We start from the raw sequence: 13,731 nt of genomic DNA, 5'->3' as shown, positions 1-13,731 counted from the left end.
CGCGCCTTTTTTTAATGGTGCAAACATGGTATACTAAAGGGTGGAATAAAAGTTTAGAAAGTAGCACATGGAATTTACAAAATTATCAAATCGCTTGGACTTGGTGGCTAGCTTCGTCCCAGCTGGAGCGCGTCTGTTGGACGTGGGGAGTGACCATGCTTATCTCCCAATCGCCCTCTTACAAGAAGGCAAGATTGAGGCTGCCATTGCAGGGGAAGTGGTAGAAGGGCCCTATCAGTCTGCCCTTCAAAATGTTGCGGATAATGGCTTAGAAGACAAGATTGAGGTCCGTCTGGCTAATGGATTGGCTGCCTTTGAACCAACAGACGGTATTTCCTGTATCACCATTGCTGGTATGGGAGGACGATTGATTGCAGATATCCTAGCCGCAGGTCTTGAGAAATTAGCTGGTGTCTCTCGCTTGGTCCTGCAACCCAATAATCGCGAGGATGAACTGCGGGCTTGGTTAGTAGATCATGATTTCTGCATTGTCGATGAAGCTATCTTGGAAGAAAATGAGAAGTTCTATGAGATCCTTGTGGTGGAACAGGGTTCTCAAGAGTTGACAGCCAAGGAACTACGCTTTGGTCCCCATTTGATGCGGGAACAAGCTCCAGCCTTTGTCCAAAAGTGGTCCAAGGAAGTGGAGAAATTAGAATTTGCCTTGGAGCAGGTCCCAGTTGAGAATCAATCTGCCAGAGCATCGTTAGAAGAGCGCATCACTCATATCAAGGAGGTTCTACATGTTAGCTAGTGAAGTCATCAAACGCTATGAAGCCTACTGTCCTCAGGAACTTTCCATGGAGGGAGATGTCCGTGGGCTACAGGTCGGCACGCTACAAAAAGACATCCACAAGGTCATGGTGGCCTTAGATATCCGCGAGCAGACAGTGGCAGAAGCTATCGCCCATGGGGTAGACTTGATCATCGTCAAGCACGCACCGATTTTCCGTCCCATCAAGGATTTGGTAGCCGATCGGGCTCAAAATCAGATCTATATCGATTTGATCAAGCATGATATCGCTGTCTACGTCAGCCATACCAATATTGACATTGTCCCAGATGGGCTCAACGATTGGTTTTGCCAGCTCTTGGAAATTGAAGATACAGAGCCCCTCAGTATGACAGGGGAAGGGCTCGGAATCGGCCGCATCGGTCGGGTACCCGCTCAAACCTTTGGCCAGTTGGCTAGCAAGGTTAAAGAAACCTTTGGCTTAGACGCTTTGCGCTTGGTTCATTATGACCAGGCGGATTTGGAACGGGTCATCGAGCGCGTCGCCATCTGTGGAGGAAGTGGCCAGTCCTTTTACAAGGATGCTCTCGCTAAAGGGGCTGAGGTCTATATCACAGGAGATATCTACTACCACACAGCTCAGGACATGCTGAGCGATGGGCTCTTGGCCTTGGATCCAGGACACCATATCGAAGTTCTTTTTGTGTCAAAATTAGTAGAAAAGCTCAATCAGTGGAAGGCTGAAGAAGCGTGGGAGATTGAAGTGATTGGCAGTCAAGCCAGCACCAATCCTTTTTGCCATATCTAAGGGGTCATGATGAAAGTTGCCATTATCGGTGCAGGGATCGTGGGATCCACTGCAGCTTATTATTTATCCAAAGAAGCACAGGTGGATGTGACCGTCTACGACCATGGAGTGGGCCAAGCGACTAAGGCGGCTGCTGGCATTATTAGCCCTTGGTTTTCTAAACGGCGGAATAAGGCATGGTATCGCCTGGCTCGTCTGGGAGCAGACTTTTATCAAGAATTGGTAGCAGACCTGGCCAAGGACGGAATTAAAACAGATTTTTACCAGCAGACTGGCGTCTATCTCCTCAAGAAAAATGAGGAAAAATTAGATGATCTCTATCAGTTGGCGCTGAGTCGACGAGAAGAATCTCCCTTAATCGGGGACTTGGCGATTTTGACTAAGGAAGAAGTAGCCCGGCAATTTCCTGATCTACAAGGCTTTGAGAAGCTCCTTTATGCATCAGGTGGAGCCCATGTGGAGGGAGCCCTTCTCACGGAAACCCTTCTTCAGGCAAGCGGCGCAAGAGTCATCAAGGAAGAGGTTGCTCTCTCAGTCTCAAGTGATGGTTATCAGATTGCAGGAGAATGCTATGACCAAGTCATCCTAGCAACAGGAGCCTGGTTGGGTCAGATGCTCGAGTCGCTTGGCTACCAAGTTGATGTCCGTCCGCAAAAGGGGCAACTGCGGGATTATCAGCTAGACCTAGATACTGATGATTATCCGGTGGTCATGCCTGAAGGAGAGCTGGATATCATTCCCTTTCAAAATGGCAAGATCAGTATGGGCGCTACCCATGAGAATGAGATGGGCTTTGACCTGACAGTGGATCAAGTTCTGCTCAATCAGATGGAAACAGAAGCCCTGTCTTACTATCCAGAACTCGCTCAAGCGGAAGTTATCGGGGAGCGCGTGGGAACTCGTGCCTACACCAGTGACTTTTCACCATTTTGGGGAGCTGTTCCTGATCGAGCAGGCCTCTATGTCGCCAGTGGACTTGGTTCGTCTGGCCTCACAACAGGTTCCCTCATTGGTTGGCACCTAGCCCAACTAGTGGTAGGAGGAAACCTGCGCTTAGATCCAGCAGATTATCCAGTTGAACAGTATGTGACGAAGAGAGTGGGACAAAAGTCCTAGCTTCTCAATTGTCTTTGGATTGTCGAGCAAGACGCAGTGGTTGAGTGGGCTCTACTACGCTGAATTCATCAGCTTTTACAGCCCTACTCAACTGTGCGGAGGTGGGACGACGAAATCGAATTCTAACGAATTACCGATTTCTGTCCCACTCTCTTTTTTTCGAAAGATCTTCCTTAATTGGGCTAAAAATAGTAGAATAGAACAATTGAATCATCAAGAAAATGGGAGTTATTATGAATTGGTTTCAATCGCAATCCGTAGTCTTGCAGGCCTTTCTCGCAGGATTGTTTACATGGGGCTGTACCATTGTAGGGTCAGCCATCGTCTTTTTCTTCAAGCATATTAGTCGCAAGTTACTGGACATCATGATGGGATTTGCGGCAGGGGTTATGATCGCGGCTTCTTTTTGGTCGCTCTTACAACCCTCGATTGAGTATGCGGAAAACTCCTATGGGAGCCTGGCTTGGTTACCGGCTGCGATCGGTTTTCTGACTGGAGGATTTTTCCTCCGCTTGATTGACGCCATCGTCCCTCACCTTCATATGACGAAGGAGATTGAAGAGGCTGAGAGTATCCATACGCCGCGGGAGAAGAAGTTGTCTAAAACAACCCTCCTCTTTCTCGCCATTACCATCCACAATTTCCCAGAAGGCTTAGCGGTCGGAGTGGCCTTTGGAGCCCTAGCGAGTAATCCTAGTCCAGAAGCCTTTATCGGGGCGGTTGGCTTGGCCATTGGGATTGGCTTGCAAAATATCCCAGAAGGGGCTGCCCTCTCGATCCCGATTCGGACAGATGGAAAATCCCGTCTCAACGCCTTTTATTGGGGATCTATGTCAGCCATCGTCGAGCCAGTAGGAGCGCTACTAGGGGCAGTTGCCGTCCTATCTATGACGGCTATCTTGCCTTACGCCCTCTCCTTTGCGGCAGGTGCGATGATCTTCGTGGTGGTCGAAGAGTTGATTCCAGATTCACAGACCAATGGCAACACAGATGTTGCGACCCTCGGTCTCATGGTTGGCTTTGTCATTATGATGATCCTAGACGTCGCTTTGGGATAAAGAACATCACCTTGTAACATAGATGCAAGGTGACTTTTTTATATAAACATGATAAAATAAGAGTAATGACTACGTAGAAAGGCCTAACATTATGAAAGGTATTATTTTAGCAGGGGGCTCAGGAACTCGCTTGTATCCATTGACACGTGCGGCTTCTAAACAGTTGATGCCCATTTATGACAAACCAATGATCTACTATCCGTTGTCAACCCTTATGTTGGCAGGGATCAAAGAAATCCTGATCATCTCGACTCCTCAAGACCTTCCTCGTTTTGAAGAGCTTCTTGGAGATGGTTCTGAACTAGGAATTTCTCTCTCTTATGCAGAGCAACCAAGTCCAGATGGTTTGGCGCAAGCATTCATCATCGGAGAAGACTTTATCGGTGACGATCATGTTGCACTCATCCTTGGGGACAATATCTTCCACGGAAATGGCCTAACCAAGATGTTGCAACGGGCAGAAGCGAAAGAAAAAGGAGCGACTGTCTTTGGTTACCAAGTTAAAGATCCAGAACGCTTTGGTGTGGTAGAGTTTGACGCGGATATGAACGCTATCTCTATCGAGGAAAAACCAGAACATCCAAAATCGAACTTTGCAGTGACAGGACTTTACTTCTATGACAATGATGTGGTAGAAATTGCCAAAAACATCAAACCAAGCCCTCGTGGAGAGCTTGAAATCACTGATGTTAACAAGGCCTATTTGGAGCGTGGAGATCTCTCTGTTGAGCTCATGGGCCGTGGCTTTGCTTGGTTGGATACGGGGACTCACGAAAGTCTCTTGCAAGCATCTCAATATATCGAAACTGTTCAACGCTTGCAAAATGTCCAAGTGGCTAACCTTGAGGAAATTGCCTATCGCATGGGTTATATCAACAAAGAACAAGTCCATGAATTAGCGCAATCACTGAAGAAAAACGAATACGGACAATATTTGCTCCGTTTGATTGGAGAAGCTTAATGACAGAACAATTTTTCGAAAAAGAATTAGCAGCCCGCAAAATTGAAGCTATCCCAGGCTTGATGGAGTTTGATATTCCAGTGCGCGGGGATAACCGTGGTTGGTTTAAAGAAAACTTCCAAAAAGAGAAAATGCTTCCTCTTGGCTTCCCTGAAAGCTTTTTTGCAGAAGGTAAGTTGCAAAACAATATTTCATTCTCTCGTAAGAATGTTTTGCGTGGCTTGCATGCAGAGCCTTGGGACAAATACATCTCTGTAGCAGATGAAGGCAAGGTTCTTGGAACTTGGGTAGACCTTCGTGAAGGCGATAGCTTTGGGAATACCTACCAAACCGTGATCGATGCTTCAAAAGGCATCTTCGTCCCTCGTGGTGTAGCAAATGGGTTCCAAGTTTTGACAGACAAAGTTGCTTATACATACTTAGTTAATGATTACTGGGCACTGGAACTCAAACCAAAATATGCTTTTGTCAACTATGCAGATCCAAGCCTAGATATCCAATGGGAAAACTTGGAAGAAGCAGAAGTTTCAGAAGCAGACAAGAATCACCCACTGCTCAAAGACGTTAAACCACTAAGAGCAGAAGATTTGTAAGAATGAAGCTTGCAGAGCAGTATCGCGACTGCAAGGAGCCTGGTAGGATCGTTCCTGCCCTAGTGAAAACAAGATTTCCGTAGGGAATCTTATAGGGAAATCCGGAGACTTCGGCTTCCAATTGAGCCATGAAACCGAAGGGTTGTTGGCGTCCCTCACTAGCTAAAGGAACAATCAAAACTAAAAATTATTTGGAGAAAAAATGTCAGAATATAAACATATCATCGTAACCGGTGGAGCTGGTTTCATCGGTTCAAACTTCGTACACTATGTCTACAACAACCATCCAGACGTGCATGTGACTGTCTTGGACAAACTTACTTATGCTGGTAACCGTGCCAATATCGAAGAAATCCTTGGAGATCGTGTTGAGTTGGTGGTGGGAGACATCGCTGATGCTGAATTAGTTGACAAATTGGCTGCCAAGGCTGATGCTATTGTTCACTATGCGGCTGAAAGCCACAATGACAACTCCCTCAAAGACCCATCTCCATTTATCTACACAAACTTTGTTGGAACTTATACACTCTTGGAAGCTGCTCGTAAATACGACATTCGTTTCCACCATGTGTCAACAGACGAAGTGTATGGAGACCTTCCATTGCGCGAAGATCTTCCTGGACATGGGGAAGGTCCTGGTGAAAAATTCACTGCTGAAACCAAATACAACCCATCATCACCTTATTCATCAACTAAGGCTGCTTCAGACTTGATTGTGAAAGCTTGGGTACGTTCCTTTGGTGTTAAGGCAACTATTTCAAACTGTTCAAACAACTACGGGCCATACCAACACATCGAAAAATTCATCCCACGTCAAATCACCAATATCTTGTCTGGCATCAAGCCAAAACTTTATGGTGAAGGGAAGAACGTCCGTGACTGGATCCACACCAACGACCACTCAACTGGTGTTTGGGCTATCCTCACTAAGGGCCGTATCGGTGAAACTTACCTGATCGGTGCCGATGGTGAAAAGAACAACAAAGAAGTGCTTGAGCTCATCCTTGAAAAAATGGGTCAACCAAAAGACGCCTACGACCGTGTAACAGACCGTGCTGGTCACGATTTGCGTTACGCCATCGATTCAACAAAATTGCGTGAAGAATTAGGTTGGGAACCACAATTCACAAACTTCGAAGCAGGTTTGGAAGATACCATCAAGTGGTACACAGACCATCAAGACTGGTGGAAGGCTGAAAAAGAAGCTGTAGAAGCTAACTACGCGAAAACACAAAAAGTTTTGAAATAATGAAGAAGGTCCAAGTGGAAAATCGCTTGGACTTTTTCAGATATTTTTCTGAAAATAACGAAATTAACCATGGATTTGTGGTATAATATGGTTAGTTTTTATGATGAATCAATAAGGGGGATATGATGAATCAAAACGATTGGGTTGAATACTTTGAAGCGATCAATGGTCGCAAGCCAAGTATGCAAGAATTTCAAGAAGCGCGTGAAAAAGGGGAGTTTGTCGTAGAGCGAAAAGAAGCGCCGACTCCAACAACTGAGGCACCAGCTCCAGCAGCTGAAGCGCAGGCTCCTGCTCAGGAAGCACCTGTTGCACCTAGCGCACCTCTTTCACAAGAGCAGACAGCTGTTGTCCAACCGCAGCCATCGGCGAAAACCTTGCAACCTGTTCCAAGACCGAAAAGATCACGCTTCAGTTTTAATAAACAACCCCAAATTGGGGCCGCAGTTGCGGGACTTGTCGCAGTGATTTCCTTTGCTTGGTTCTTCTTCTTTTCAGGTGGACCAAGTCTAGATGGTGTTTGGTTGAGAAATACGGATTCAAGTCCGGTCACTTATGAACTAAGTGGAAAGAAACAAAAAGTCAATGGTGGCGAGACCATCAAAAAGGTTCTCAAGGGCAATGAAGCGAAAAAAGAATTTAATACAGCACTTTCTTTGTTGAATGCAACGGACTTGCATTCACTTGCGGATGTCGATAAGAAATTTAACCTGAAGACGACAGAAATAGTTGTTATTAAGTCTGGTGGGAACACACGCTATAACTTGCTCCAAAAAGACGGAAGCAATATTATTTTAAGAAATGATTTATTCGACTTGAAAACTTATAAATCATACGAAGGAAACTTTGAAGAAAATTTGGTCTATCACAAGGTTGAAACACCAAAGGCCATGGTTGGAAAATGGAAAAATGTGACAGAAGGAGATAATACAACTGTTCAGATTTCAGATCACGGAATTATTAGTGATAAGTATTACGATAGCAAGGCTTACGCATTCTATTCTCTAGCTGATTCAGAAAAGTATGATGGAGATACGACTTCTAAAGAAGAGATCGAACACACATTTGAAATAATTCAAGAAGCGGTGAAATCAGAAGGCTATCAAGTGAAGAGCGCTAAGGAAGTCTATATACAAGCTAATTCAAATTATTGTTTCGTACCTGTCAACGGTGGAAAAAATATACTCGTCTTACGTGGTGGTAATGAATTTGCCGCAAAATTAGAAAAAGTGAAATAATCAAAGGACTGCAAGGTCCTTTTAGAACGTAGACAAACCCTACCATCAATAGAAACATTTCCATTTTGTAGGTTGGGTACCATATAGTGAAAACTCTTAGGAATGCTGATATCGCGCTATTCTTAAGAGTTTTTACTTTCTCTATTTTTAAAAAAGACTGAAGAAAATTGTCCAAAATGGACTTTTTCTTCAGTCTGAAAGGGCTGCAAGGTCCCTTTTATTTGAGAAAGAAAAGTTTCCCAAGTAAGATTCTAAGGAGAGATATGGTTAGGATTCTTTTTTGAGTTGTTGGTTTCGATATTGTCTAGGAGTCAAGTGAAAATGCTGTTTGAATTGTCGATTGAAGTTTGAGAGGTTAGTAAAGCCGACCTGGCTTGCTATTTCTTGAACACTTTGATTGGTTTGAACGAGCTTTTCACAAGCCTTCTCTAAACGCATTCGTATGAGATAATCCATACAGCTTGTCCCAGTGTGTTGTTTGAATATATTCATAAAGTGATTTTTGCTATATCCAAATGTTGTAGCAAGATGATCAATTTGAATGGGCTCTGCATAGTGTTGCTCAAGATAACCAATCATTTCTTTTAATTTCTGATATTTTTGATAGGTATCATCTGTATAGTGTCGATTGACATACCTGTACTTAAAGAGAAGATAGAAAAATTCATAGAGTTTAGACTTTAATAGGAGGTCGTAGTAAATACTCTGTTCTTCAAGGATAGAAAAGAGAGAAAAAAGACAATCGCGAATTGGTTCATAAGCATGATCGTCTGGCGAAATCCGAGGAGTGAGATAAAAATGTCCAGAGTATATTGGTTGAATATAGCGTTGGCTAAAACTGTCTATTTGATTCCTACCTAGGAAATCTAGATGGATGCGAAAAACTGTAGAAATTTGTTCTTGATTTTCAATAGCGTAGATAGCATGAGGAGATGTTGGCTGAATCAGAAAAATATCGCCTTCATGACTTTCAAAGCGCTCAGAATTGATATACAGGGTAGCAGTTCCTTTTTTGACATAGATTATCTCAAGTTCAGGATGCCAATGATAAATGGTATCAGCTGATTGCTTAGATAAGATTTGTTTTTCAAAATCGTAGGGGAAATCAGATGGGTTATCTCGTAAATGTCGTGAATATTGAGCCATGATAAATCCTCCCGATAAACTATTTCTAGTTTTATTATATCAAAAAAACTTCCTTATATAGGAAGTTCTCTTTTTTAGCCTTTCTTCTTCATATATAGAAGGTTGAGAAGGAGCCCAACAACTGCTAAAGCGATAGCGACGTAGAATGCAGCACTGTAATTTCCATTGTTGGTTGCTGCCATTTGAACCGCAACTTTAGGTGCAAAAAATGCAGCTAAAGAATATCCTGTAAAGACGATGCCGTAGTTGACCCCCTGATTTGCAGGTCCGTAGTTCTCCATGACAATGGAAGGGAAGACTCCCATAACACCACCGAAGCAGATACCAAGTCCGAGGATTCCTAGAGTGAAACCAAGTTGTCCAGGGATAATTGTTAAAGAGAAGAGTGCCAATACGATGACTGAATAGATAATCAATAAAGTCTGAGAACGACCAATTTTATCAGAGAGTGATCCCCAGATAAAGCGACCACTAGAGTTCGCGATTGAATAAAGAGAAACATAGAGAGCTGCTGTTCCGGCTGAAAGGCCAAACATTGATTGACCAATTGGGGATGCCTGAGAGGCAATCATTAAACCAGAGAAAGCACCGACAAAGAACATGCTGATAATAATGTAAAATAGCGGACTTTGTAGCATTTCTTTCCAGTTTTTATTAGCAGGTACTTGTTTAGTTTGTACTGGAGCTTTCCAACCTGCAGGTTGGAAACCACTTGGGGCTGCTTTGATGAAGAAAATTGCACAGATAATAACAACAATATAGACTAGTCCGATTGTTCGAAAAGCAAAGAAGGCATCTTGTTTTTGAATGAGACTACTTGCAACTGGTGATGCGATAACTGCAGCAAACCCCATACCTCCTGTTAGAATCCCAGAAGCTAAGCCTCGTTTATCCGGGAAGAGGCGAAGAGAATTTGAGAGGGCTCCTGAATAGGCAAATCCTTGACCGAGACCTGCCATCAAACCATAGGTCAGATAGAGCATGGCTGGTGAACTAGCATAACCAGTTAGATAAAAGCCGCTAGCAAAGAGAAGTGCACCAAGGGCAATTGTCCATTTTACATATCCCTTGTCTACCAAATAACCTCCGAGAATCATGGGGATCGGTCCGATTGCTGAGTTAATTGCAAATGCGAGCATGATTTCGGACATTGACCAGCCTGTTGAAGAACTTAGAGGCCCAGCGAAAACGGAAAAAGAATAGACTGCCCCTGTACAGAGGAGAATAGCAGTTGATGCAGCTAAAACTTGCCAACGATTGAATGTCTCTTTCATAAGAAAAACCTCCACTAACTTAATACATATTTTCACAAAGACTATAACATAGTTAAAAATGAGGGTCAATACTTTCTCAAAAAATATTGTTATTTTTTTCACTAAGTTATACTAAACTAAGATAAACTGATAGGATAACACAATCTTTTAGGGCTATTGATTCACAAGAAAGGCCAAAGTTGTATAATGATATTAAAGATATGAAATCAAACAAATAAAGGGGGTAGCAAGATGAAACTAGTTGCTATCGTTGGAACAAATTCTGACCGCTCAACCAATCGGAAACTCTTAAAATTTATGCAAAAACATTTTTCAGATAAAGCTGACATTGAGGTATTGGAAATCAAACAATTGCCAGCATTTAACGAACCTGAGGACAAGCTAGCACCTGCCGAAGTTCAAGCTTTTTCAGAAAAAATCCTTGCTGCAGATGGTGTGATTATCTCAACACCTGAGTATGACCACACCATACCGGCACCCCTGGCTTCAGCTTTGGAATGGATTGCCTACACTAGTCGCGCTTTGATTAACAAACCAACGATGATTGTCGGAGCTTCTCTTGGATTGCTTGGAACATCTAGAGCCCAAGCGCACTTGCGTCAGATTCTTGATGCGCCTGAACTGAAAGCAAGAGTGATGCCAGGGACAGAATTTCTCCTAGGTCATTCTGAACAAGTATTGGATGATGACAATCATTTGAACAATCCTGAAAAAGTTGCAGAGTTGGAAGAACATTTTTCAGAGTTCCAAAATTTTGTTGAACTAACAAAAGCTTTGGTCAAACCAGAAGATACAAAACGTAAGAAATCATTCATCTGGGAAGAATGGTTAAAAGCATAAGCGTCTCAAGAAAGGAGTACAATCCATGAAATTAGTAGCTATTGTTGGTACCAATGCCAAACAATCTTATAACCGTAGTTTGTTGCAATTTATGCAAAGACATTTTGCAACCAAAGCGGATATTGAGATTTTAGAAATTACCGATGTACCGATGTTCAATGAAACCGATGATCAAACAGATACACCTGTTATTCAAAAATTTAACCAAGCGATTTCGGAAGCAGACGGTGTGATTATTTCGACACCTGAACACAATCATACGATTCCATCAAGTTTGAATAGCTTGATCGAGTGGTTGTCTTTTAACATCCATCCACTAGATGGAAAACCAACCATGATTGTAGGGGCTTCTTATGATGTTCAAGGTTCTTCACGTGCCCAACTTCATCTTCGTCAGATTTTGGATGCACCTGGTGTAAATGCAACAGTTATGCCAGGAAGTGAATTTTTACTTGGCCGAGCTCATCGAGCATTTGATGAAAATGGAGATTTGATTGATGAGCGAACCGTCGATTTCTTAGATAGTTGTTTCTATCGTTTCCTTCGCTTTGTATCTGTTGCAAACCAACTAAATCTTCCTGAAGAAATTCGATTTGAGCCAGGAACTTATCACGTTACAACGGAAGGTCATAATGGTAAATTGCCAATGGACGTCACAGTTTCTGAGGACCGTATTGAAAAAATTGAAATTGATTCTTCTGGAGAATCTTCAGGAATCGCAGATGTTGTTTTCACTCGTATTCCAGCAGAAATCATTGAGGGACAAACTTTAAATGTTGATGCGGTGTCAGGTGCTTCTGTAACTTCAAATGGTGTCTTGGACGGAGTTGCACGTGCGGTCAAACAAGCCGGTGCAAATCCAGATGTTTTACGGAAACGTTCCAAAGCACCATCTGCCCTAGATAAAGAAGATAAAACTTATCAGGCCGACGTTGTCATTGTCGGAGGTGGAGGAGCCGGTTTAGCTGCAGCTGCTGCAGTCCTACAAGCTGGTAAGAAGCCAATTGTTGTAGAGAAATTCCCAGCAATTGGAGGAAATACTGTTCGTGCGGGTGGTCCAATGAACGCACCAGATCCAGCATGGCAAGGGACCTTCGAAGCTCATCCAGGTGAGGCAAACACTCTTCAAGAATTGATTGCGATAGATGAATCAACGATTGACCCAGAATATTTAGAAGACTTTAGAGCCTTGAAAGTTGAGGTTGAGCAGTATTTGCAGGATCCAAGCTATTTGTTTGATTCTACCTTACTTTACCGTATCCAAACCTATATCGGTGGAAAACGAAAAGATTTACAAGGACATGAAATTCATGGTCAATATGATTTAGTTTCTGTATTGACCGAACGAGCCCTTGAGTCTGTTCGCTGGTTGGAAGACATCGGTGTTGAATTTGTTCGTAGTGAAGTCACAATGCCAGTTGGAGCTCTTTGGCGTCGTGGTCATAAGCCGGTTCAACCCATGGGTTATGCCTTTATCTCGGTTCTACAAAAATATGTTCTAGAAAATGGAGGCAAGATCTTGACGGACTCTCCAGTTAAAGAATTGCTTGTAGAAGAAGGGACTGTCAAGGGTGTTAGAGCAGAAGGCCGAAACGGTCAAACCATCCTCGTTCATGCAGATGCTGTTGTTTTAGCTTCTGGAGGATTTGGTGCCAATACTAAGATGCTACAAAAATACAATACCTACTGGACCGAAATTGCGGATGATATTGCTACCTCTAATACACCAGCTGTAACAGGGGATGGAATCCTCTTAGGTCAAAGTGTAGGTGCAGATCTAGTGGGGATGGGCTTTAGTCAAATGATGCCGGTATCTGATCCAGTGACAGGTGCTCTCTTCTCAGGACTTCAAGTTCCTCCAGCTAATTTCATCATGGTAAATACTGAAGGGAAGCGATTTGTAGATGAGTACGGTAGCCGAGACAAGCTATCTCAAGCAGCGATTGATAATGGAGGCTTGTTCTACTTGATTGCAGATGATCGCATCAAGGCAACAGCCTATAATACTAGCCAAGAAAAAATCGATGCCCAAGTCAAAGCAGGCACTCTATACCGTGCAGATACGATAGAAGAGTTGGCTGTTCAGATTGGCATGGATCCACAGGTTTTAGCAGATACAATCAAAAAGTACAATTCTTATGTGGATGCGGGATTTGACCCTGAATTTAACAAGGGTAGTTTTGATCTCAAGTGTGAGGTCGCACCGTTCTACGCAACACCAAGAAAACCAGCTGTTCACCATACAATGGGTGGTCTCAAGATTGATACTTCAACACATGTTTTGAATGAAAAAGGTCAGATTATTCCTGGTTTGTATGCTGCCGGAGAAGTTGCAGGAGGACTTCACGCAGGTAACCGTCTAGGAGGAAATTCGCTTACGGATATCTTTACTTTTGGACGGATTGCAGGTCAAACAGCTGTTAAAGAAAATTGTTAGTAGTGGATTTAAAATCTTAGCTAACTTTAAGTCTGTTCATGTATCTTGTCATCATTAAATGAAGATCTCTTATTACTCTTCGAAAATCTCACCATACTTCGTTAAATTCGACTTACCTAACTTTAGTTATGTTTACGTCGCTCTGTCTAGTCTGATTTCGATTTTCATTGAGTAACCTTCATTTAATGAAATCCTAAAACTTTTTTCATCATAATCTCCTAATGAAGTCACCAAATTCGGTGACTTTTTATTTGAAAAAAACATCAAAAAGAGCGCAA

12 protein-coding genes are annotated in these 13,731 nt (G+C 43.0%); 10 read left to right on the top strand and 2 right to left on the bottom strand.

The genetic code is table 11. From position 1 onward, the window contains the following. Positions 1 to 67: 67 nt before the first annotated feature. The 8 genes from HMPREF0833_RS03900 (at position 68) to HMPREF0833_RS03865 (ending at position 7,756) form a co-directional block, all read left to right on the top strand. On the top strand, positions 68 to 754 hold the full coding sequence (locus HMPREF0833_RS03900) for a tRNA (adenine(22)-N(1))-methyltransferase (RefSeq protein WP_013903803.1): 687 nt from the start codon (positions 68 to 70) through the stop codon (positions 752 to 754). Continuing rightward, on the top strand, positions 744 to 1,541 hold the full coding sequence (locus tag HMPREF0833_RS03895) for a Nif3-like dinuclear metal center hexameric protein (protein ID WP_013903802.1): 798 nt from the start codon (positions 744 to 746) through the stop codon (positions 1,539 to 1,541). Before HMPREF0833_RS03900 ends, HMPREF0833_RS03895 begins: the two co-directional genes overlap by 11 nt. 6 nt (positions 1,542 to 1,547) lie before the next feature. Next, complete coding sequence (locus HMPREF0833_RS03890) at positions 1,548 to 2,657, top strand: NAD(P)/FAD-dependent oxidoreductase (RefSeq protein WP_013903801.1); 1,110 nt, start codon at positions 1,548 to 1,550, stop codon at positions 2,655 to 2,657. 233 nt (positions 2,658 to 2,890) lie between these two features. Further along, entirely contained in the window at positions 2,891 to 3,715 is an 825-nt protein-coding gene (locus HMPREF0833_RS03885; RefSeq protein WP_041818284.1) for a ZIP family metal transporter, read from the top strand. A gap of 91 nt (positions 3,716 to 3,806) precedes the next feature. Continuing rightward, complete coding sequence (gene rfbA, locus HMPREF0833_RS03880; protein ID WP_003016930.1) at positions 3,807 to 4,676, top strand: glucose-1-phosphate thymidylyltransferase RfbA; 870 nt, start codon at positions 3,807 to 3,809, stop codon at positions 4,674 to 4,676. Then, positions 4,676 to 5,269 carry a dTDP-4-dehydrorhamnose 3,5-epimerase family protein gene (locus HMPREF0833_RS03875; protein WP_013903799.1) on the top strand — a complete coding sequence of 198 codons (594 nt, stop codon included), beginning with the start codon at positions 4,676 to 4,678 and terminating at the stop codon, positions 5,267 to 5,269. The genes rfbA and HMPREF0833_RS03875 overlap by 1 nt, the downstream gene beginning before the upstream one ends. Before the next feature lie 202 nt (positions 5,270 to 5,471). After that, a complete protein-coding gene (gene rfbB / locus HMPREF0833_RS03870) occupies positions 5,472 to 6,518 on the top strand; it encodes a dTDP-glucose 4,6-dehydratase (RefSeq protein ID WP_003002700.1) in 1,047 nt (348 codons plus the stop codon). Positions 6,519 to 6,643: 125 nt separating this feature from the next. Then, positions 6,644 to 7,756 carry a hypothetical protein gene (locus HMPREF0833_RS03865; protein WP_041818281.1) on the top strand — a complete coding sequence of 371 codons (1,113 nt, stop codon included), beginning with the start codon at positions 6,644 to 6,646 and terminating at the stop codon, positions 7,754 to 7,756. A 267-nt stretch (positions 7,757 to 8,023) separates the two neighbouring features. Here the strand turns inward: HMPREF0833_RS03865 and HMPREF0833_RS03860 are convergent, their stop codons facing one another. Together HMPREF0833_RS03860 and HMPREF0833_RS03855 are read right to left on the bottom strand one after the other, a co-directional pair. Beyond that, on the bottom strand, positions 8,024 to 8,902 hold the full coding sequence (locus HMPREF0833_RS03860) for an AraC family transcriptional regulator (protein WP_013903797.1): 879 nt from the start codon (positions 8,900 to 8,902) through the stop codon (positions 8,024 to 8,026). Between the two features lie 74 nt (positions 8,903 to 8,976). Beyond that, complete coding sequence (locus HMPREF0833_RS03855) at positions 8,977 to 10,176, bottom strand: L-lactate MFS transporter (protein WP_041818278.1); 1,200 nt, start codon at positions 10,174 to 10,176, stop codon at positions 8,977 to 8,979. A gap of 231 nt (positions 10,177 to 10,407) precedes the next feature. On the opposite strand from HMPREF0833_RS03855, the gene HMPREF0833_RS03850 reads away from it, so the two are divergent. Next, entirely contained in the window at positions 10,408 to 11,016 is a 609-nt protein-coding gene (locus tag HMPREF0833_RS03850; protein WP_013903795.1) for an NADPH-dependent FMN reductase, read from the top strand. Positions 11,017 to 11,041: 25 nt separating this feature from the next. Continuing rightward, positions 11,042 to 13,453 (top strand): flavocytochrome c, encoded by a 2,412-nt coding sequence (locus HMPREF0833_RS03845; RefSeq protein WP_013903794.1) that lies wholly within the window; start codon positions 11,042 to 11,044, stop codon positions 13,451 to 13,453. Positions 13,454 to 13,731: the final 278 nt, after the last annotated feature.

This window comes from Streptococcus parasanguinis ATCC 15912, from assembly GCF_000164675.2.
GTDB classification, from domain to species: domain Bacteria; phylum Bacillota; class Bacilli; order Lactobacillales; family Streptococcaceae; genus Streptococcus; species Streptococcus parasanguinis.
This window is presented reverse-complemented; position numbering and strand designations above follow the sequence as displayed.

Coding starts and splice junctions, on each gene's coding strand:
- HMPREF0833_RS03900 (WP_013903803.1), top strand. CDS start 68: ATGGAATTTACAAAATTATCAAATCGCTTGGACTTGGTGGCTAGCTTC.
- HMPREF0833_RS03895 (WP_013903802.1), top strand. CDS start 744: ATGTTAGCTAGTGAAGTCATCAAACGCTATGAAGCCTACTGTCCTCAG.
- HMPREF0833_RS03890 (WP_013903801.1), top strand. CDS start 1,548: ATGATGAAAGTTGCCATTATCGGTGCAGGGATCGTGGGATCCACTGCA.
- HMPREF0833_RS03885 (WP_041818284.1), top strand. CDS start 2,891: ATGAATTGGTTTCAATCGCAATCCGTAGTCTTGCAGGCCTTTCTCGCA.
- rfbA (WP_003016930.1), top strand. CDS start 3,807: ATGAAAGGTATTATTTTAGCAGGGGGCTCAGGAACTCGCTTGTATCCA.
- HMPREF0833_RS03875 (WP_013903799.1), top strand. CDS start 4,676: ATGACAGAACAATTTTTCGAAAAAGAATTAGCAGCCCGCAAAATTGAA.
- rfbB (WP_003002700.1), top strand. CDS start 5,472: ATGTCAGAATATAAACATATCATCGTAACCGGTGGAGCTGGTTTCATC.
- HMPREF0833_RS03865 (WP_041818281.1), top strand. CDS start 6,644: ATGAATCAAAACGATTGGGTTGAATACTTTGAAGCGATCAATGGTCGC.
- HMPREF0833_RS03860 (WP_013903797.1), bottom strand. CDS start 8,902: ATGGCTCAATATTCACGACATTTACGAGATAACCCATCTGATTTCCCC.
- HMPREF0833_RS03855 (WP_041818278.1), bottom strand. CDS start 10,176: ATGAAAGAGACATTCAATCGTTGGCAAGTTTTAGCTGCATCAACTGCT.
- HMPREF0833_RS03850 (WP_013903795.1), top strand. CDS start 10,408: ATGAAACTAGTTGCTATCGTTGGAACAAATTCTGACCGCTCAACCAAT.
- HMPREF0833_RS03845 (WP_013903794.1), top strand. CDS start 11,042: ATGAAATTAGTAGCTATTGTTGGTACCAATGCCAAACAATCTTATAAC.